Origin of the sequence: Flectobacillus longus (assembly GCF_030056705.1) — a bacterium.
Taxonomy (GTDB): domain Bacteria; phylum Bacteroidota; class Bacteroidia; order Cytophagales; family Spirosomataceae; genus Flectobacillus; species Flectobacillus longus.
Genome location: NZ_JASHIC010000020.1, coordinates 160,949 through 178,938 on the forward strand (window position 1 = coordinate 160,949; position 17,990 = coordinate 178,938).

The following is a 17,990-nucleotide window of genomic DNA, read 5'->3' on the forward strand; positions in this document are numbered from 1 at the left end:
TGTTTTTTCAGGAAAAAGTTGTAACCCTATGAATTTTGATAAACAAGAGGTTTGTATCCTAGCCCTCTAATTAACCTTCTTAACTGCAAGGGACTAATCAATCGAGCATCGACTTTCGGCAATGGAAATTGTGCTTGAGTAAGTGCTTCATAACACACTTCTGAGCAAAACTTGTGCTCAGGGTTGTCCAGCACGGCAGTTCTGTACACCATACCTACCACGCCAATGGCATCATACTTTTTACCTTCGTTTTCTACAAAATACTGATAGGCTTTTTCCCAATTCCGTGACCCGATTTGATACACTTCATATCTTTTCGGGTCAATGGGTTCAAACGCTCGAAAACCAACCCCTTGACTGAGCCATGCAGAACCTCGTCTCCAAGCTTTTTCATCAAACAGGATTTCGCAGTGAACCCATTCTCCTTTGCCTCCCACTGCCATCATTCGTTGCCAGAGGTACGAATCCTGATTGCGGAAGCTTTCGAACAGTAGATACATTAGACTAAAATTCCTAAATCGTTTGTGACAATATCAAAACCACCGTGTTTGCCTAGCGTGCGAAGGATGTAATCATGTGCCTCTCCACTCGTGTTTGCTAGAGCGTATTTCAAACTCTTACCAGCAATACCATATTTGGTTTTTGCCGTTGCATCTCCTTTGTTGTAAGAAACGACCACAGAAGCTAAATCATCAGCACCGTAGATATCCAAAAGGTTTGCTAGTTTTAGAGCTCCAATGTGAATATTCAATTCTGCATTGTAGAGGTCGTTTAGGCTTGATTTCTTAGAGATTTCAACTAGACTTCTATCGAATTTGTCGACGGCATCAATGATTTTTTCCGCACGGGTTTCACCAAGGTTTTTCTTTAAAATAGCCTCATGAGCATCAGGAACATAGTTCTTATACTTCTTTGCAACTACAATGGTATCGGTGGCGGTGATAGGCATCAATTGCATGGCACCTCTCGCACCACTGGTAGATTTTGAGTATTCGAGTTTGTCTGGGTCGATTTCTGTGACCATAACACCCCAAATCATCCATGTGGGTACTTTGGTTAGCTCCGAGGCGTGCGCCACGTAAGAGCCAAATTTGGGCATCAACACATCTTTGATGAAATTCGCCCATTTCTGACGTGAGGCTGCGTTAAACTTTGAGGCATCTGAATCGTCAACAAGCGGGAATGTACCTGCAACAGTTGGATTGGCAAATCCAGAAAAACCGATTGCCAGACTATTTTCTACAGCACGATTGATGTTGAAAGTATGTACGGTATCAGCATTGTCAGCATACTGCAGGTAGAAAGCATCATCTGTTTTGGCTAATGTTTCTGCCTCCGTTTTCTTTCGATTCAAGAAATAGTATCCACCGATGGCTAAAAGAAAAACGGTAAGAACGACGATAAGAATTTTTGTTACTTTGTTCATTTTAATGATTGGTATGGTGGTTAGGTATCGGATAACTACTTGTTTCTAGCTTCTTGGAAAGCAATCCTTTTTGCCTCCTTACGAGATAGGTTATACGTAGTGACCTTTTTGACCTCTTTTACTCCAGAGCGACGTTGAAGCTCTTTGGCTCGCTCATCTACGTCTGAAATAGAGATAGGCTTGTCAACAGAGCCTAGCCCTTTGGCTTTTTTCAAGACCGAGAGTGTGAATAGTTCCGTTTTAGCGCCTTTTTTGCATTTGTACACTTCTTTATCATCTTCATGTTTACGTGAGATGACTTTGTATGTACCTTTCTTTGATTTTAGCTCACCGATGTACTCTACTTGTTCATCAATGTCAAATCGGAAGCCTTTTTTCTTTTTTCCTAAAGAGAACATGATTTTTAAGGTATTTAGTGATTTGATTTTTCTTAAAATAATATACTATACCAACCAGCATCGCTAATCCAAAAAACAGACCTGCAAGGATATACTTGAGTTCAATGTTTGCCAGATAAATTCTTGATGAATCCTCAGGAGTGAAAAGCAACTCTTTGTCATACAAGAGTGGTAAGCGCTTATCAAAGAATTGATTCATTTCTTTTACTGTAACGGCACCATCTGCATTGTAATCTAAAGCGCTATTACCTGAGTAAGCATCAGAGCCTCTTCGATAGAGTACATAGTTCTCAGCCTTTTTGAATGCGACTGGATAATGCACCAGTGCGTAAAGCTCGTAGGCGGAATCAGGTGCTCCATATTGTTTCACTCGCATTCGTAAGTATTTGCGAACATAGTACAGGTACTCAATCGGACTTAGCGTTTTCAGGTGCTCCACTGTGGTTTGCAAATCCTTTGCTGTGGACTTTGTAATTTGAATGTAGCCTACTGCACCAATACGATTCACATTCGGAAACTTCATACTGGATTCGGCATTGAAGACAAGCGTTAACCAGTTAGGGTTTTTGATACGAATTAGCGGATCGGAACAAATATCCCTAACCTCTTTTTCGAATGCGACTTTATCGACATTCCAACCTAGTTTGTTTAGACAGATTAGGGACATTTTACAATTGTAATTTTTAAAATGTTGCGTTAATACGCTTATTTCGATGTTTTTTAGGTTAAAGTCTAAAAGTTAGCTTAAAAAGTTTTACGTTTAGGTTTTCCCCATAACCCGAAAAAAACACCTGCTTGATAAGATACCCACACAATCGAAATCAGACCTGAAGTCATTGAAACGATGATAGAAGCGTATTGCAACTTTTGAGAAACTAGCTCTTTTTCTTCCATAATTATTTGGCTGAAGTAGCGGCTAAAACGGTTACTAATGCAGGGACAATAATCTTAGTAAGGTCGAGTACATTAGACCAAAAATCTCCTCGTTTCATGAATTTCTTCTTTTTTACTGGAGCTTTTTGAGGCTTTGGCTTCTTGGCATTTTGTGGCGCTTGTGGTTGAAAATCGGCAGAATCACATACGTAATTTTGCTGGATGACAACCACCACACTAGGAGGTGATAAGGTATCTTGACTGAGGGTTTGTGAAAAACCTAGCATCGGAATAAATCCGAATAGTAAGCAAAAGATGAGTTTTTTCATGCTATTTTAACTGCTTTAGAATTTCGTTATTTTGACTTGAGAGATGGTTGAATTGAGCCGTGAAGTCAGCCTTTTGTTCCTTGAGCGCTTGTTTAAGTTCGTTGATACCATTTTGCTGGTTAAGAGAATCTTTCTCTAGTACCGCAATACGTTCACCATGCTTGTTTTGCCTCTCTTGAATGTCTTTGATTTCTTCCTGTCTTGCGTCAATTCTTTCCTTCGTCTCTTCAGTTTTAGTTCTAAAAATCCACACCACCAGAGCAACTATTCCAGATACAACAATCGGTGTGAAAATTTGCTCATAATTAACTTGTAGTAACATATTAGTGGTTAGTAGAATCGTACATTTGAGCTATCTTTCTTTTTGCCTCTTCAAAGGCTTTTTCTATTTCGCTATCTGAGCGCATGGACAATCGGTCTCTGGGTCTTCGATACTGTTTTCTTGGTGGCGTAGATGGATTGTGTGTTTTTGGTGTTTTTTCTTCCAATCTAGCGAATGCCGTATCCGTCGCATCAAAATAGTCCAGCGTTCCGAATTCAGGGACTGTATCTAGTTCGGATAGCTTCAAGTCAGCCTTGTCAATATCGACTGTATCCTTTTTCTCTGGTGTTTCAATGCCCAACAAATGATCAACTACTTGATATTGGGCATCAGAACAGGAGAGTAAACTAATGCCGATGAATGAGCCAATGATTAAGAGCTTTGACTTCTTTGCTGTTGAGCCTCCAGAACTCTTGATAGTTGAGGATGATTGCATCTTGTTTTCGTCTTAGATGTGGGAAAATACCTTGTTTCCTTCGTTTGGGGTCGTAGGGAGAACCTGTATTGAAGCCTCCAGTACGAAACCTTGTTTTGTCACCTGAAATATTCCATTGTGTGACCACTTCAACGTGCCACTGATTCCCTTTCCAATTGAAAAGAGCGATATCACCTTTGACCACAGGCTCAGTGGTGATAGCCTTACCATGTTGCCGTTTAATAGCTGACCTCTTGAGCCATGAGAGTGCTCGTGGTGTGGCCGTGACAGGAAGCTTATTGCATTTACCAATATAGATAATTCCGCCTGAGCAATAGGCTGAGCCTTTTGGCGCACCTGCCGTTTTGTTGATTTTGTCGATAAGAAAGCCTCTATTATTGGGTTTTTCCAGATTATGATAGAGGCTTTTCATCGTGTCTACTACAGCCTGTCTAATTACGAATTGGTGATTGGACTGGCTAGATACATGATGGCAAATGAGAAAGCTTTGGCATATACCAAATACAAGGCTTGCTTTACCTGAAATTCGTCTGAGCAATTGAGAAACCATTTCGATATTAAGTTATGTTCGGGTGCTTCGTGATTGTTTCTGAATCGATACACAACGCTCCAGTTGATAAGCAAGGAGACGTCTACAATGAGCCACATAATTGACCAATGATTGAGCTTGATAATGAAGTCAATCCAAGCCGACCGCACTGCCATTGAGATGTCTGTTCCCTCAAGCTTGACAAGGTGATTGAGATAGCTTGAAATAGCAAAGAGTGCCAAAGTGAATAGTGTGGTAAGAATCCATCGTCTTGCTACCGAGTACCCTTTGCCAAAAAATGGCTCAGTTGGTAGTTCTGTTTCAAGTTCTTCGGATTGTTCTCCCTCTATCACGATTTCATTTGCCAGTTTTTTAGCATCCTCAGCAAATCCCTTGAGCGTTTCCGCCTTTGTGAGATTTCCTAAAAGAGCCTCTTGTCTTGACTGAGCCATGAAGGTTGCAACGTTGTCGAGAAGAGCCTGCCTTTCATCTATTTTTTGCTGTTTCTCAGCTTCTTTTTGTTCTTGTTGCAGTTGTTCGACTCGTTGCAACTCTAGCTCAGCATCTTGCTTTCTTTTTTCCGCTTGTGCCTTGAGTTCTTCGATATTGATATTTTTATCCAAATTCTTTCCCATTGCCATTGAGGGTTTAATTTTTGAAGGATGATAGGGCAAACTTCATTGCCCAAAACATGAGGAATGCTAGGATGATAGCAAATCCTCCGAGTGCCAGAAACAAATAGAATGCGACATTCTTAATTGTTTCAGTTTCCATCTCTACGTTGGTATTCACCGTGATTTCAGGCTTTTTCTTGCCTGTAATGAAATCCTTAATTTCGTCGGTAGAAAGGATGTTGGCAAGGGTATCTAAGATGTTTGCCATTACTTTGCCTTGAGTTTTGTGAGCCTAGTAAGTACACTATCGTAGGCTGCGGTTGCGTAGAGCTTATGGTCAATAAACTCAGTTAAGAATGTCCCATCTTTGAAGTATTTTCGGTTGTAGTCGTTAGCTATCCAAATCAACTCCTTGTCAGTTAGTTCCTTGAGAGTATGACATAAATCACGCATTTCTCCATACCATACCTTGCTATACCATGCTGTAAAATAGTTGTGAGCCTGTTCTACAATTACTTTTCCTGTGGTCTTTGTCCATTCCTCGAAGACTGACTTTTCCTGAGCCGTTGGAGGCTGGTATTCAGGAGATGGTGCATCACTTGGAGGAGTGTTTAAGCCTTTGTCTTTACCAAGATTGAAAATAAAGTATCCGATAAGTCCAATGGGCACAAGAAACAAAAGGATGGCTGTGATGGGCTTTGTGACCAATAAGGTCTTATACCAGTTTAGCTTTTCTTTCATTTTTTTTGTCTTTATAAGCACGATACATAGAATAGAAGAACAGACTAAAAAGCAAAAAGAAAAAGCCATACAAAACCACTTTCAAAATCCCAGCTCCAGTTGAATCGGAGATTCCAGATTGAGGGTCATCATCTTGGCTAACAATTACAGAGCTTGACTCTCCAGAGGAATCGACTTTTGGAAGGGCTTTTGACTGTGGCTTGCTATAAGATACGTAATCACTAGCAACCCACCCGATTGCCTTTCCTTTGGCATCAAATACCTTCAAAAAGGTAATGGTGAGGTATTTCTTGGTGCTTTTGTCGGTGTATCCTACAATGTTACCATAGCTAACGATTTTCAATTCCTTCTTGAGTGTATTAGCTTCTGGTCGAAGTTTTACCCCTGAGGTGGTATTGCAATACAGTGGAACTAACTCAGTTTTGTTGTCTGCCCTTGGTTGTTCACCATTATCCGCAAATTCAAGTTCAGTAGGTTTGAACCATAAGTAAGTCAAGTACTTTTGGTTTACTGCATCAACCAGTAAGGGTTCGTCCAAATCTACAGCCGTGTAAGCAACTGTTTTCTTCGTGGTTTTATCTACTACTGTAGTGGTTTGTCTAATCCTTCCTAACAAAGCGCCTTTGGGATACGTAATCACGCTTGGCTTGGCATCTGAAAAGATAAATGTCAATCCGTAAGCGGTTGTAGCAGAGACTTTCACAAGCCTTCCCTGCGCCTGCCTCGTGTCAGCAGTGGTCAGGGTGGTGAGATAATCGAGAAAGTTCATACTATTCATCCTTTTTTAGTTTGGGGAAAAGTTTTGAAAAAAGCTTAGAAAAACCTCTTACACCAAAAACTACGATGGTTACAAAGAGCGCCATGAATATGGCACCAATTACGAAGTCAATGAACGTGTAAGCTTTTTCCTTAGCTTCTTCCTTGAGAGTTTCCCTTACTTCATCTTTAGTCATCATGAGAAGATTTAAGGGTGAGAGAGCAAAGTCTTATAAAATCAGGAGAGTACTTTGCTGACTCTCCTGACTTCAAATTTTTCTACTAGAATTTTTACCTTTCAATCGGCTTCTTTTTCTTTCCGCCAAAGAGTTTTTTAGCGATATATACACCACCAACGACAATCACAGCACCAATCCCTGCTGCCCAATACCAAGCCATACCAAGGATAGTTTTGGTTGCTGCATCCGTAGAAGCGTTAGCAGTGCCAGGATTATTGCTAGAGCCTGAACCAGAGCCAGAGCCATTACCCGAACCAGAATCGCTTGAACCTGAAGTATCAGTAATTTTAGTGACAGAAGTGATAGTAGTATCACCCAACGCCGTTGCATTTGTGCTAGTGAAAAGGACTTGAGACGAACCAAAGATGTTTGCAACAACAGTATTGTCAAGCGCTCCCAATTCAGACGCATTAGCAAATTTGTTAGCAATCTCCTCAGATGCACCGATTTGAGTAAGGTATTCCTTGGTTTTGAAAAACCATTTTTTAGAAGGGTTGTACTGTGTACGAGGGTCAAAAACAATCGCAACAGGGTCTTCAATATTGGCAACTTTAAGGGCTGCCACCTGATAGTTTACTGCTGGATCGTTAGCCAAATTGGCAATGAAAATCAGCTCCCCTTCTTTAATATCAGTAGAAGGGTGCTTTTTGTTAAGAGTTAACGACATTTTGCTATTAAATTTAAAATGAGAGTGAATTCGTGTTTATATTGAGATACAAAGGTTGTTTAACTCCATTAATTCCTGACGCTAGTTTTCGCTCAAATACGCTGTAATACGCTCGAATACGATGGAGTCGGCTGTAGTTCCGTGAAATCAGCTCTTATACCTTCGATTTTTGATAGCACCAATCCATTCAAGCCATTCATAGAACTTCCCTTCGTCCTTCATAGAGTTGATTTCGAAGTCTGAGGGGTTGAGTTCTCTACAGAGGTGTACGACCCATGCAGGGAGACACTTTCCTTTATAATCGTTGAGATTTAGTTGGTATTCATGCAATAGATAGTCTGCATAAACCGCCATTAAATCCATGTAGGACCTTAAATGCAGATTATGTTCCTTAGCTAATGTTGAAAGATAAACTAGGTCTTTGCGTGACACGATTATTTGTATAGGTTCCTAATAAATTGATGAATGTTGAAATCGGATTGTTCTACAATATCAACATCCTGCCAGTCGTCATGATATTCAGGGGGAATCCAGAAATAGCCCAAATAATTGATTCTAAATCGTCTATTACAGGGTGTTCTGAATTCCCTAAGAATGGCTCTTTGCATGCCAATTTGGTCATATTCCTTGTTTTTGATTTTGCGAGCTACCTCCGAAACTTCGTCTAGTTTAGTTGTGGTGGATGTAGGGGAACAATCTCCAAGGGCTTTGTTCGAGGTCTGATTGTTCTTTTTTTTTTGAGCTTCTTGAGTAATTTGCTTTTCTCTATCCTCAAGGTCTTTTTTCGTGACATTCTTGCTGATAAGTTTCAAAAAGACATATACACCCAACAACGAACCTAAACCAATAGCAATCACCAGCATACAAAAGGTAAAAAAGTAGAATCCAAATTTTTTCATAAGTCAATTATTTGGTCTTGTAACAGAAGATATTCGTTCCCACTTTCGTCGGTGGCGATAAAGTAGCCATTGTCCTCTTTGAAACTTAGATTTTCGTTCGGTAGAAGTATCCTGTAAGCCAAATTCATTTTGTTGGGAAATATCCTTTCTTTATTTTCCAAGGTGACTTCTTTTTGTGCTTGGATATACAAATCACGTGGGTAAATGTCATCCGAAAACTTCTGTTCATTGGACTGTTTGACAATGGCTCTTTGGAAATATTGCCAAAATGAGGGCGGAACGTACTTATATTGATGATAGATAAGAAACACATCATTGCAGTTAATTCGATTGTAGGCCAGTAGGTCGATGTACTGTGGAAAATTTCTTACGTTCCCAGTTATACGAGAGCCCACATCGTCCAAAATAGTAATGGCATTCTTCAACGTAAGTGCCTCCTGACAAAAGTCCTGAACCCTGCTGCCTCTATCTCTTACTACTGCCCAACAGTAATAATCCTCCTTACTAGCACCATAACTTTGAATTTCATCGACTGTAATGACTTTGTAGTTCGGTAGCACAAAATTGGGGTTGATGAAACCTATGGCTTTCCTAATACCTGCTGGCTCAAAAGACTCATGAAACATAGGATCATATATCAGCACCTTTTTGATAAGTTTCATCTGCATTGCCATTGCTTGGATGATATAGGCAAGCTGAAGCACTGTGGTGGTCTTAGCTGTTTTTTGAGCGCCCACAACAAGCCAGTTGAAGGCTTGTTGTTCAGCGTTAGGAGGACTATTGGACAGGGCTTCTTGTATGCGTTTGTACAAGTGATAGTCCATAATTGTCTTAGCTACCAAGTAGCTGGTTTTTGAGTTCTTGTCTGAATATCTTAGGTACTGTTTCTAAAAGAGCATCAATATTAGTCTCGAAGTATTCTTTTTTTGTGTGATTCAATTTTTCGAAACATTGATTGATGGCGTCTTTTACTTGCTCATGTGAATGTTTTTCAACATCAAAGTATAAATCTTTGACTTTATTCGCAGTAACTATCACACAAACACCACTGGAGTGTTCATGAGAAACTTCCATATTGATATAATGCTCCTGAATATTCTTTGTTTTTTCTTGCAGAGCTGATAGGTCTAATCCAAACATAGTTTTAGATAATATGTGTTAAAATGAGTTCGATAAATTGTCCAAGCTTCTCCATGTTAGGTTTTCTTGTTGGTGAATTTTTCTAAGAGTTGCTTACCATATTCCAGAGCGGGCTTTTTGTATTTGAGCGCCTTATCCACCAACATATCTGCACCCAATTCATAGATTGGCGTAGTCATAATGGTTGTGTACATACTAATGATATCCATTTCCGAAATCATCTGATGTTTACCAGCCATATACTCCAGTCGGTACTTTTGGAAAAGAGTATCCTCTAAAAGCTCCAGTAAATCTTCTTCAATGTTAGTCGTGAGCTTAGTGAACTCTTTAAGTTTCATCTTGTTTTGCAGAGCGACTCTAATCTCGTCAGGCAAATCAGATATTTCATCGATTTCATCAATGTCGTTTTCCTTTTCGTACTCCTCAAGCTTTTTCTCTTCATCCAAATCCTTTACTACCATCGTAAACAGTACACGCATGGTCACACCCTTTTGGCGTAGCACTGAACAGATTCTTCGAGCGTTAATCTTTGCTTCTTGTCGAAGGTTCTTTTCCACCTGCTCGATGGGAGCTGCGAATGTAGGTTGTACTGGAGCAATGGTTGCTTGCTGGTAATTAACAGTTGTCGTCTCTTGATATGGATAACTCTGCTGAGGAATTTCGTTTGTTTGTTGTGGAGTACCCGCCAAACCAAATAGCCCAGGACCTTGTGCAATGGCATTGATATTTTGAGCGAATTGTTGTGTGGATTCAATTGCGCTTTTGCCCTTATTGAAAGTATTTTTTAGATTCTCAAACATGATGATTTTATTTTTTGTCTAGTCTTTCGAATGTCTCTATAATAGCTTTTCCGATTCGCGTACTCTTTATAAACCTCTTACCCCACAGCATGCTAGCCGTCCAGAGATTTTCCTTAAGCCTTGATTGAAAAGCCGAAGATGCTTGTAGATATTTTTCCTCCAGTTGCTTGGTTTTCTTCTTTCTCCAACTCCAGCGAAACTTGGTCTGAGCATAATGCTTTTCCACTGAGTGCATAATCAATGGTTCTAGCTGAAGCCCTTGAGTAGTGAGCACCCCTTGCTTGATAAGCATCTCGAAAAGCGCCTTTAGATGGACTTGATTGAACTCCTCTGTCTTGGAAATCTGATTACGATATTGGAGGTTATTAAGTGCCTCTTGAAAAAACGAATCCCAAAACGCCGTGTCTCCTTCATCGTATATTTTGCATACCTCCAAGGGTGCATGAGTGGTATCATCTATGTCAATTACCGCTAGTACTTTCATGTTTTTCTAAGAGTTCGGCAAAGTATTCTGGAGTATAATCTCTCTCCCTAAAATGAGGCTCATTAGCAAGTTCTGCCGCTATTCCAAAGACATATTCCAAGCTCTTGAGTAGTTCATCAAACTTTATGGACAATGCTTGATAGCTTGCCGTGTTCTCCTGTTGAGAAGCTTGTACAAGCGATAGTTTTTCGTACTGACTGCGATAATAAATTGCTTCCTGTTGTGCTTGCTGAAGCTGTGTTTCGAGTTCTTCAAGACGAAGCTTAATAGCGAACGAGCTTTGCGTCTGAATTTCTGGTTTTTTATCTGGTTGTTCCCCATCATATTGGTAGTCGTTAACGGCGTTAACGCCATGTTTTACTTCGTTAACGCTAGCGTTAACACGTGTAAACGGCTGGTTAACAGCGTTTACACTATTTTCACAACTTTGAGTGAGAGGGTGGGGGTGCGTTAACGCCATTTTGGCTAAACCTGTAAAAAAGACCTCCTTCAAAAAGTCTTGAAAATCCAGTTTTTGGCTTTCATTTTGTCCTTTTTCTCGATTTTGAACTACCTCGTATAACTCCGAAAGTTCACTTTCAGACAGACAGATATGTACTTTGTGAGCGTCATAATCAAGCCTGTTGATGTAGAGAATGCTTCTGTTTGAAATTAGATAATTGAGCAAGGATGATAGCCCTTCAAATCCTAGAATTCCAGCCTCTATTTCAAGACTCCTTTTGGTAAGTTCAGGTACTCTTGCCCCAATGCCGACACGTGCGATATCCTCCATTGTCAGTAAGGTTTTGAGATTTCAGCAATGAGTGTTATAGGATTTGAAATGACATTATTGTCTTCATCTTCAGTGTCAAAAATATTGACAGCAAGACCTAAATCATTCAATTCTTTGGAGAGTGTATTGATAGCAGAGAGGTGTTGTCTTAATTGTTCAGACTTGTGATTTCTGATTGCTTCATTTTGAGCATTTACTACAATATCAGTCATGTTCGTAGTTGTTTAGAAGAGAGAAAAAGTGTATTTTTGATAGTCTTTTCCAGAGATACCACAAAAACCTCACTCATCCTCTCTTTAGTTAGCATCTGCCTTTTGTTTTTGTAAAGGTGTGATGGCTACACTTCGTACGCAAGCCCTGATACACTATTGAAACACTAATGAAACGCTTTTGAAACAATTCTAACTTTAGACCGATGAGAGGTATTACAAAAAAAGAAATTAGGACTATACTTAATTGCGAAAGTAGAGCTACATTTAATCGCCACATCAACAGAGGGGGACTCCGCACAAAGCTCCCATCATTTTTCTATGAACGTAACACTTTTTATGGGGAGGAGATAGTGATATTGGAGAGGGTGTTTAGGGTGAAGCTTGGGTGAGGTTATATATTTTAGGGAACTTTATAAGATAAATAATCATATTATAGCTAAAATTTAGGTACTTCCACAAGTTTGAAATTAATATCCACAAAATACGCCCAGACCTCCTTTGAATCGCTTTAAAAGAGGTCTGGAAGTTTATTACAAAAGCGTATTTTTAGAAAAAATGAATTGTGAATCAATTACCTGTTTGTGCGGTTTGTACTAAACTCGCTATTAGTTTTTTTCATAGTCAATTTTAAAGAATGGATTTCCGTAGAGATGCATACTCGCCCAAGCCGCTGGAGTTGGATATGATTCATAAACAGCTTTGTTAGCTTGATAAACTGCTTCACTAACTTCTTTACCTTCGTCAATTAGTGTCATAAATACTGGCAGCCATATAGGCGGAATATCAATGTGCAACGCCCAAAATGGTGCGATTACAGCTTCATATCCATTAGTTAAGTATCTTTTAATTAGAGAAGCAATTTCATTTCTAAAGAAAAATTCTTGTGTTGAACCTGAATGGCAAACAAGTAATACCAATATTTTCCCCGCCCCCAAAATACCATTTAAATTATAAATTACATTGTTTTCGTTAGGATAGAATACCTGCGTAGATGAGATGTCTTTGTTACCGTGAGATGAAACAATATTGATTGTTGAATTTATTGGCGAAAAATCCGTTAGCGAAGTTGATGTTATTACAGAATGCTCCCTCAATGTTTCTTTGATTGATTCATAAAGCATGTTAATAGTTAAATCTCCTCCTTCGATAGGAATGTATATTGCTTTATCTTTTGCTGTTGTTTGGTTATTTTCTTTTAACTTAGAATTGAGCCATTCGACAGAAAATATATTCGTTATGCTTGTATATAATGCAAGTAATTCTCTTTCTTCGTTCAGTAAAAAATTGTGAGGTAGTTCGCTTACCGCCATATCTTTTACAAGTAATATTTTTTTGATACCAGAAGTATTCAGTATTCCTGGAAATGAAACATCCTTGACTATTTTTTTAGATTGCAGTTCATAATCTTCTTTGAAAAAACTTCTGACAGTTCCACGATTATCTTTGCCCGCTGTATCAAAATCCATTTTGGGCAATTTTTCTTCATACCATTTTTGAAAGTCTATTCTATTCCAGTTTACCAACTGATTTAATTCAAAATCTGATTTGTTGTAGGTTAGTTGATAAAGTTTATCTTCTGAATTTATTATCCAAATTACCGCATCTGTTTCTCTTAATGGAATTTTTTTTAAATTGTCAATTGGGTTTTCATAAGTTTCGTAAAATAATGCTTGATCTATTTCTGTCAAATCAAGAGGTACTAATTCTTGACTTTCTTTGTCAATAAAATTTACACTAAAGTCTGATTTAACAAGCATTGAAAGCAAAATTGCTTCAACGTCTTTCTTACTAAAACTTTCCTCAATCAATCTACTTGCAATCAATATCGCTCTGTCATTATCATATACAAAGTCAGACCTATTTCTTGTTCTTGATAATTTCAGTAAAGACTCTTTGAGTTGATTTTTAAGTTGGTCGGAATTACCAGTTACTATGTTTTTTAAATTTTCAATTTTTTCACGTTGCACAATGCTTTCAAATAAAGTAATGTAAAATCCCAAACCCGAATCGTCAAAACTCCATACTTGATTAAATCTCTTTATATTGTAGAGCGTAATTAACCACGGACGACAACCATTTTCGCCTTCTGCTAAAATACTTTCCCTTTCTTTGTTTAGATAGTCGTACAAATTTGTTGTTAAACTTTTATCATTCATTCCAAGTTTACAAGTAAAGTAACTACTATCAAGAGAGTGTCTTTCGTAGGAAGTAAGAGAAAGGTTGGTGGGAATATTTTCATAAACTTCAATAGCCCACGGATATAATTTGCAATTCCTGAAAAATTTCAAGTATTGCCAAATTATTTCAAACTGAAATCTGTTACTCGGAATAGTTTGTTTTTTTCTAATGGCATTTAAAAACAAATTTCCATATAACAAAGCGACCTGAATACTTGCTTGATTTGAGTAGACTCTAAAGCAAATGAAATATCCATATTCAATAAGATTATCCTTAAAAGAAGCAATGAGAATTTCTTCACTCAAATCTCTTGTTTCTTGATGGAACTCTGATGTAAAAAGCCTGTCAACACAAAGATTACTTACATAATAAAATAACTCTGTTTCTTCAACTTTGACACAAAGAGCTCTTAGGTAAACTAAGTCCAATATTATCGATTCTACTTGCCTTATGTCCCAACTTAGACTTTGAATAGATGTATATTGAACCTTATCTATGAGAAAACTAATTACTTCTTTTATTTCAACATCTGAAAAATCGTTAGTGTTTAACTCAAAGTCAGAAATTCTAAGTATTTCATTCTTGGACAAGCTACTTTCCAAAATCTTGTTGAAATTCTCAACACTTTTGTCTGTGGGCTTGATGCCTGTAATACTATTGTCAAATTCTCTTTTTATTGGAAGATTTGCAACTTGAGAATATAGTTGAAAATAAATGTGAAGAGAGTATGCTAAAGATTTAGTGTAATACTTTTCAAAAGTATGTAAAATATGGGGTGATAAACTTCTATATGAACCATAATCCTCTAACCAATGGTCTAAAACGGAATAATATGTGTTTAAAATTTCTGCTTCGTGAATATTTGAATCAGCGACCGTTTCAAACAAGATATGCTCTCTTAGTTTGTCGAGTTTTTCTTCCAATTTAATAGTCTATTTTATGTTTAGTATTGTTCCTCAGTATGACTGCCAATGGCTGTCTGTGAAAAAACTTAAATTAATAAAAAAATTGTAATATTATTATCTTAGGAGGCCTTTAGGTGCTTTCTGAGAGGCTCTGTTTTCTAGGTAACTTGTTTCCAATCATTTTCTTTATTCGGTGCAATCAGGCTTAAAATAGCTATTTCATTGCCAAAATAGTTTGTTTTGGCATAGTCTGAATCTCATAGCGCTTTTCCATTAATGTAGATATAGCCATGAGGTACAGACTACGTTTGATGTTGTGAACTGTCATGATTAATGCCATTTCTCTTTTGACCTTGCTCAAGCTTCCCAGATACACCAAGCGAAAGGTACAAATACGTAGTAGAACCGTCGAACCTGTGACATGTACACTTGTGAATTTTATGAACATGAAACGAGTGCACACACGAGGCATCAAATCTACCAACAAACTCGTATTAATGGCAAGTTTAGTTTACAACTTGCAGAAATAACTACTCTTCATTGTGAATAAACCAAGCATATTATTGCCCTTCCTGAAGGGATAATTTATGCCTCTCTTAAAAGTGTATCAGTCGTCATTCATAACCCAATTGTGAGCGCTTCAAGTTTGAGTATGCTTTTCAAAAACTGAAAAACAAACCTATCTTAAATCGCTTTAAAAGAGGTCTGGATGCATTCAGTAAGAGGGTTTTTAGAGAAAAAGAGTTGAGCACCAGCTACGCCTGTTAGCTGTAGTGCTTATCAAGTTCAATTCTGTTTGTTGTTTTCTGATTGTCATACTCATACACTACATCAGGATAATAATTTTTCGGGTCAATTGTTCCTGTGAAACCTAGTGGAATATTTTTAATTAAATTATATTTTGTTATTAGTTTATTGTTATTTTCAGTTTGTCCTACTTCCCAAGGTTTACCGAGGTTTGACAATGAATTATATAGAAAAATAGCTTGTTCGTGTGTTGATAATTGTGCTCTTAATGTTTTTACGTAAAAATACTTATCCTTGTATGTCAATAGGCGAGAAGGTTGTTCATCTATAAATTTTACAGTTTGAAACAGATGTCTAAAATAATGACCCAAGCGTGATTGATGACCATCGTGGTCAATAAACCTTTTTTGTTCTTTTGGCTTATCTTTATTTTCTTTTCTTCGTTTAATATGATCATCACACATCGACTTTAGTGCAAAGCTGAACTCTCTGTCAAAGAAATTGTCATTTGATATTATAGTCTTTATTTGTTGTAAAAGGTTGTCTGTAGTTTTGTTTCCAATACCAAAAAAAGTTATGAGATAAGCAACCTGAGAACATCTTTTATTCCATTCTACTTGGTCAGTGAGTTCAGATTTTTCAAAGGTATACCAAGCCTTAACAAACTCAAATAATTCATTAAATTCGTCATAAATGTCAATAACTACTGATTTTCCGAATTTCCCTTTTGAGTAAAAATCTTTTACATTCTCTCTTTGAATTTTTAATAGTTCAAAAAATCTTGACTCAATATTTTGTAATTCATTCTGTTTTTCTTGTTCATTGATTGATTGAATTACAAGTAAAATGCTTATTAAACTAAAAATTGCTGCTAATATTCCACCTACAAGAGTTCCATAGTCTGCAAGAATTGAACTTTCAATAGGAAGTTTTGTGTCAAGTTCTGTTGTCTTGAAAATAAATAATGCTAAGGTTAATATCGCAAATATTATACTTGCAGTAATTGTTCTTAAAGCTATTTTTCTATAGTCCATTATTATCATTTTGCTTGCTTATTGAAATTGCATTATTAACCAACTTAGTCGTTCCAAAATAGGCGGTGTCATTGCATTACCCGCAACTCCGATTAAAATTCCATTTACAACTTTGAGTGCCTCATTAATGATTGGATATTTTGGGTGTTGTCTGCTTAATTGGGTTTCAATTCTTGAAATTTCATTAATTATGTCTTTCTTATCGTCCATCATAAGTTGGAGATTATCTAATTGAAGTTTCAATTCTTCAATAAATTTGGAAAGTTCTTGTTGAGCTTCAACATTTATGGTCTGATTAACTTTTTCTCCCTTAGCGACATTGAGTTTAGCATTGCCACCTGTGCTGACTGCCTGAACATTGTCCGTACCTATTGAAATGTTTATTGTTTCACCGCTTAGATTTCCAATTGTTTTATCAAACAAATTATCAAATTTTTTCTTATGTTCCATAATATCAATATTTTCGTTTTCACCTATTTCGTCAGCAAGTTCTAGTAGAAAAGTAAGGAGATTGTATTTGATTGCACTTATTATTCCTTCTATACTATTTAAGCTGATTTTTTGCCAAGCAGAGTCAACTACCCAATCATTAGAAAGTAGTTTAGTTATTTCTCTATGAATGAGGTGAGGAATGTTAATTTGATACTCTCCACCTTTTTCTATCATATGCTCCAACTCAGAAACAGAAGAATTTATTGCAACGCTCATCATTGCATCCCGAAGGTCTTTTTCTAAATACTCTATTGGGAGAGCGTGATGATTTCTTGTCATCATCCTACCAAACCCTCTGTCTTGAATAAGATTACCAAAAACCGCAGAGGGTATTTTTCTATATGAAGGAACCTCTTTACCATTGAAACCATTTAATTCATTGTCAACCCATTCTTTTAGTTTATTGTTCTTAATCTTGAAAGCAAGAACCTGAACTTTAAGTAAAGTATCTTTAAGTTTTGCTTGAGGGTCAACAAGCTCTTAAATTACAGTATTTATCCAATCTATCGTTTGGTTCATTATTTATTTTTTATCATTTCATTTCTTTCTTTTAGTCTAAACCTAAACGGTCTGTTTAGCATTACCGCTAACGATTATATAACCGCAATATAATTGAATTTTATTTCGCCTATCCAACTTGCTTTAAGTATGAACGAATATTTGGCAAGAAGTAAGTGTTTTTTAACCAAAGTCAATATAACTTTTTACCACATATTTATAAACAATAGACCCCTGATAGAAATCAATTGGAGTATTTCTATCAGGGGTTAGTTAGATGAGTAAATAAAGGGTTAGATTTTCTTCGAATAATACTGTTTAAAAATTAAGATTAGAGAAATTCTTTGATATTTAATTCGTATTATATTGTGGAAACCTTATGTCGGCTTCCCATTTTTAGTACAGTTTAAAAATATACATAATCTGTCTACTTTGATTATGTTTTAGACCCTTCTTGGGCTGAGTGTAGCGTAGCGGAACGAAGCCCAAGAAGGGTGTT

27 protein-coding genes and 1 pseudogene are annotated in these 17,990 nt (G+C 37.2%); 1 reads left to right on the plus strand and 27 read right to left on the minus strand.

Annotated elements, in window-relative coordinates:
* Nucleotides 1–26: 26 nt before the first annotated feature.
* From QM491_RS15755 to QM491_RS15875, 25 genes are all read right to left on the minus strand, one after another.
* Nucleotides 27–500, minus strand: coding sequence for a hypothetical protein (locus QM491_RS15755; protein ID WP_283328458.1), 474 nt, complete (start codon nucleotides 498–500; stop codon nucleotides 27–29).
* A complete protein-coding gene (locus QM491_RS15760) occupies nucleotides 500–1,426 on the minus strand; it encodes a transglycosylase SLT domain-containing protein (protein WP_283328459.1) in 927 nt (308 codons plus the stop codon). Before QM491_RS15760 ends, QM491_RS15755 begins: the two co-directional genes overlap by 1 nt.
* Before the next feature lie 35 nt (nucleotides 1,427–1,461).
* The gene (locus QM491_RS15765; RefSeq protein WP_283328460.1) at nucleotides 1,462–1,824 is read right to left on the minus strand and encodes a hypothetical protein; all 363 of its coding nucleotides are present in this window, start codon (nucleotides 1,822–1,824) and stop codon (nucleotides 1,462–1,464) included.
* Nucleotides 1,784–2,491, minus strand: coding sequence for a transglycosylase SLT domain-containing protein (locus QM491_RS15770; RefSeq protein ID WP_283328462.1), 708 nt, complete (start codon nucleotides 2,489–2,491; stop codon nucleotides 1,784–1,786). Before QM491_RS15770 ends, QM491_RS15765 begins: the two co-directional genes overlap by 41 nt.
* A gap of 77 nt (nucleotides 2,492–2,568) precedes the next feature.
* The gene (locus QM491_RS15775; protein WP_283328463.1) at nucleotides 2,569–2,718 is read right to left on the minus strand and encodes a hypothetical protein; all 150 of its coding nucleotides are present in this window, start codon (nucleotides 2,716–2,718) and stop codon (nucleotides 2,569–2,571) included.
* Between the two features lie 2 nt (nucleotides 2,719–2,720).
* A complete protein-coding gene (locus QM491_RS15780; RefSeq protein ID WP_095167751.1) occupies nucleotides 2,721–3,026 on the minus strand; it encodes a hypothetical protein in 306 nt (101 codons plus the stop codon).
* Nucleotide 3,027: 1 nt separating this feature from the next.
* A complete protein-coding gene (locus QM491_RS15785; protein ID WP_095160456.1) occupies nucleotides 3,028–3,348 on the minus strand; it encodes a hypothetical protein in 321 nt (106 codons plus the stop codon).
* Between the two features lies 1 nt (nucleotide 3,349).
* Nucleotides 3,350–3,784, minus strand: coding sequence for a hypothetical protein (locus QM491_RS15790; RefSeq protein ID WP_283328464.1), 435 nt, complete (start codon nucleotides 3,782–3,784; stop codon nucleotides 3,350–3,352).
* On the minus strand, nucleotides 3,696–4,196 hold the full coding sequence (locus tag QM491_RS15795) for a hypothetical protein (protein ID WP_283328466.1): 501 nt from the start codon (nucleotides 4,194–4,196) through the stop codon (nucleotides 3,696–3,698). The genes QM491_RS15790 and QM491_RS15795 overlap by 89 nt, the downstream gene beginning before the upstream one ends.
* Before the next feature lie 23 nt (nucleotides 4,197–4,219).
* Nucleotides 4,220–4,948: a hypothetical protein gene (locus QM491_RS15800; RefSeq protein WP_283328467.1), complete on the minus strand. Its 729-nt coding sequence runs from the start codon at nucleotides 4,946–4,948 to the stop codon at nucleotides 4,220–4,222.
* A gap of 13 nt (nucleotides 4,949–4,961) precedes the next feature.
* Nucleotides 4,962–5,195: a hypothetical protein gene (locus QM491_RS15805; protein WP_095167759.1), complete on the minus strand. Its 234-nt coding sequence runs from the start codon at nucleotides 5,193–5,195 to the stop codon at nucleotides 4,962–4,964.
* Nucleotides 5,195–5,668, minus strand: coding sequence for a hypothetical protein (locus QM491_RS15810; protein WP_095160461.1), 474 nt, complete (start codon nucleotides 5,666–5,668; stop codon nucleotides 5,195–5,197). Before QM491_RS15810 ends, QM491_RS15805 begins: the two co-directional genes overlap by 1 nt.
* Nucleotides 5,643–6,437, minus strand: coding sequence for a hypothetical protein (locus QM491_RS15815; protein ID WP_283328470.1), 795 nt, complete (start codon nucleotides 6,435–6,437; stop codon nucleotides 5,643–5,645). The genes QM491_RS15810 and QM491_RS15815 overlap by 26 nt, the downstream gene beginning before the upstream one ends.
* A 1-nt stretch (nucleotide 6,438) precedes the next feature.
* Nucleotides 6,439–6,624, minus strand: a complete 186-nt coding sequence (locus tag QM491_RS15820) for a hypothetical protein (RefSeq protein ID WP_141234674.1) — start codon at nucleotides 6,622–6,624, stop codon at nucleotides 6,439–6,441.
* 91 nt (nucleotides 6,625–6,715) lie between these two features.
* Nucleotides 6,716–7,330 (minus strand): hypothetical protein, encoded by a 615-nt coding sequence (locus tag QM491_RS15825; protein WP_283328472.1) that lies wholly within the window; start codon nucleotides 7,328–7,330, stop codon nucleotides 6,716–6,718.
* Nucleotides 7,331–7,477: 147 nt separating this feature from the next.
* Nucleotides 7,478–7,762 (minus strand): hypothetical protein, encoded by a 285-nt coding sequence (locus QM491_RS15830; RefSeq protein ID WP_283328473.1) that lies wholly within the window; start codon nucleotides 7,760–7,762, stop codon nucleotides 7,478–7,480.
* Nucleotides 7,763–7,764: 2 nt separating this feature from the next.
* A complete protein-coding gene (locus QM491_RS15835; protein WP_283328474.1) occupies nucleotides 7,765–8,229 on the minus strand; it encodes a hypothetical protein in 465 nt (154 codons plus the stop codon).
* Entirely contained in the window at nucleotides 8,226–9,053 is an 828-nt protein-coding gene (locus QM491_RS15840) for a hypothetical protein (RefSeq protein ID WP_283328475.1), read from the minus strand. Before QM491_RS15840 ends, QM491_RS15835 begins: the two co-directional genes overlap by 4 nt.
* A 7-nt stretch (nucleotides 9,054–9,060) precedes the next feature.
* Nucleotides 9,061–9,369 (minus strand): hypothetical protein, encoded by a 309-nt coding sequence (locus tag QM491_RS15845; RefSeq protein ID WP_283328476.1) that lies wholly within the window; start codon nucleotides 9,367–9,369, stop codon nucleotides 9,061–9,063.
* 56 nt (nucleotides 9,370–9,425) lie between these two features.
* Nucleotides 9,426–10,169, minus strand: coding sequence for a hypothetical protein (locus tag QM491_RS15850; RefSeq protein WP_283328477.1), 744 nt, complete (start codon nucleotides 10,167–10,169; stop codon nucleotides 9,426–9,428).
* A 7-nt stretch (nucleotides 10,170–10,176) separates the two neighbouring features.
* Nucleotides 10,177–10,653, minus strand: coding sequence for a hypothetical protein (locus QM491_RS15855; protein ID WP_283328478.1), 477 nt, complete (start codon nucleotides 10,651–10,653; stop codon nucleotides 10,177–10,179).
* Complete coding sequence (locus QM491_RS15860) at nucleotides 10,631–11,425, minus strand: hypothetical protein (RefSeq protein WP_283328479.1); 795 nt, start codon at nucleotides 11,423–11,425, stop codon at nucleotides 10,631–10,633. Before QM491_RS15860 ends, QM491_RS15855 begins: the two co-directional genes overlap by 23 nt.
* A gap of 2 nt (nucleotides 11,426–11,427) precedes the next feature.
* Nucleotides 11,428–11,637, minus strand: coding sequence for a hypothetical protein (locus QM491_RS15865; RefSeq protein ID WP_283328481.1), 210 nt, complete (start codon nucleotides 11,635–11,637; stop codon nucleotides 11,428–11,430).
* Nucleotides 11,638–12,242: 605 nt separating this feature from the next.
* Nucleotides 12,243–14,738 (minus strand): hypothetical protein, encoded by a 2,496-nt coding sequence (locus tag QM491_RS15870; protein ID WP_283328482.1) that lies wholly within the window; start codon nucleotides 14,736–14,738, stop codon nucleotides 12,243–12,245.
* Between the two features lie 196 nt (nucleotides 14,739–14,934).
* Nucleotides 14,935–15,168 carry a hypothetical protein gene (locus QM491_RS15875; RefSeq protein WP_283328484.1) on the minus strand — a complete coding sequence of 78 codons (234 nt, stop codon included), beginning with the start codon at nucleotides 15,166–15,168 and terminating at the stop codon, nucleotides 14,935–14,937.
* Here QM491_RS15875 and QM491_RS25555 point away from each other — a divergent pair.
* Nucleotides 15,152–15,250, plus strand: coding sequence for a hypothetical protein (locus tag QM491_RS25555; RefSeq protein ID WP_374761265.1), 99 nt, complete (start codon nucleotides 15,152–15,154; stop codon nucleotides 15,248–15,250). The two genes, QM491_RS15875 and QM491_RS25555, sit on opposite strands and share 17 nt — an antisense overlap.
* Before the next feature lie 234 nt (nucleotides 15,251–15,484).
* Here QM491_RS25555 and QM491_RS15880 read toward each other — a convergent pair whose 3' ends face one another.
* Entirely contained in the window at nucleotides 15,485–16,501 is a 1,017-nt protein-coding gene (locus QM491_RS15880; RefSeq protein ID WP_283328485.1) for a putative phage abortive infection protein, read from the minus strand.
* Nucleotides 16,502–16,519: 18 nt separating this feature from the next.
* Nucleotides 16,520–17,461, minus strand: a pseudogene (locus QM491_RS15885) (AbiTii domain-containing protein); the annotation flags it as partial.
* Nucleotides 17,462–17,990 lie beyond the last annotated feature (529 nt).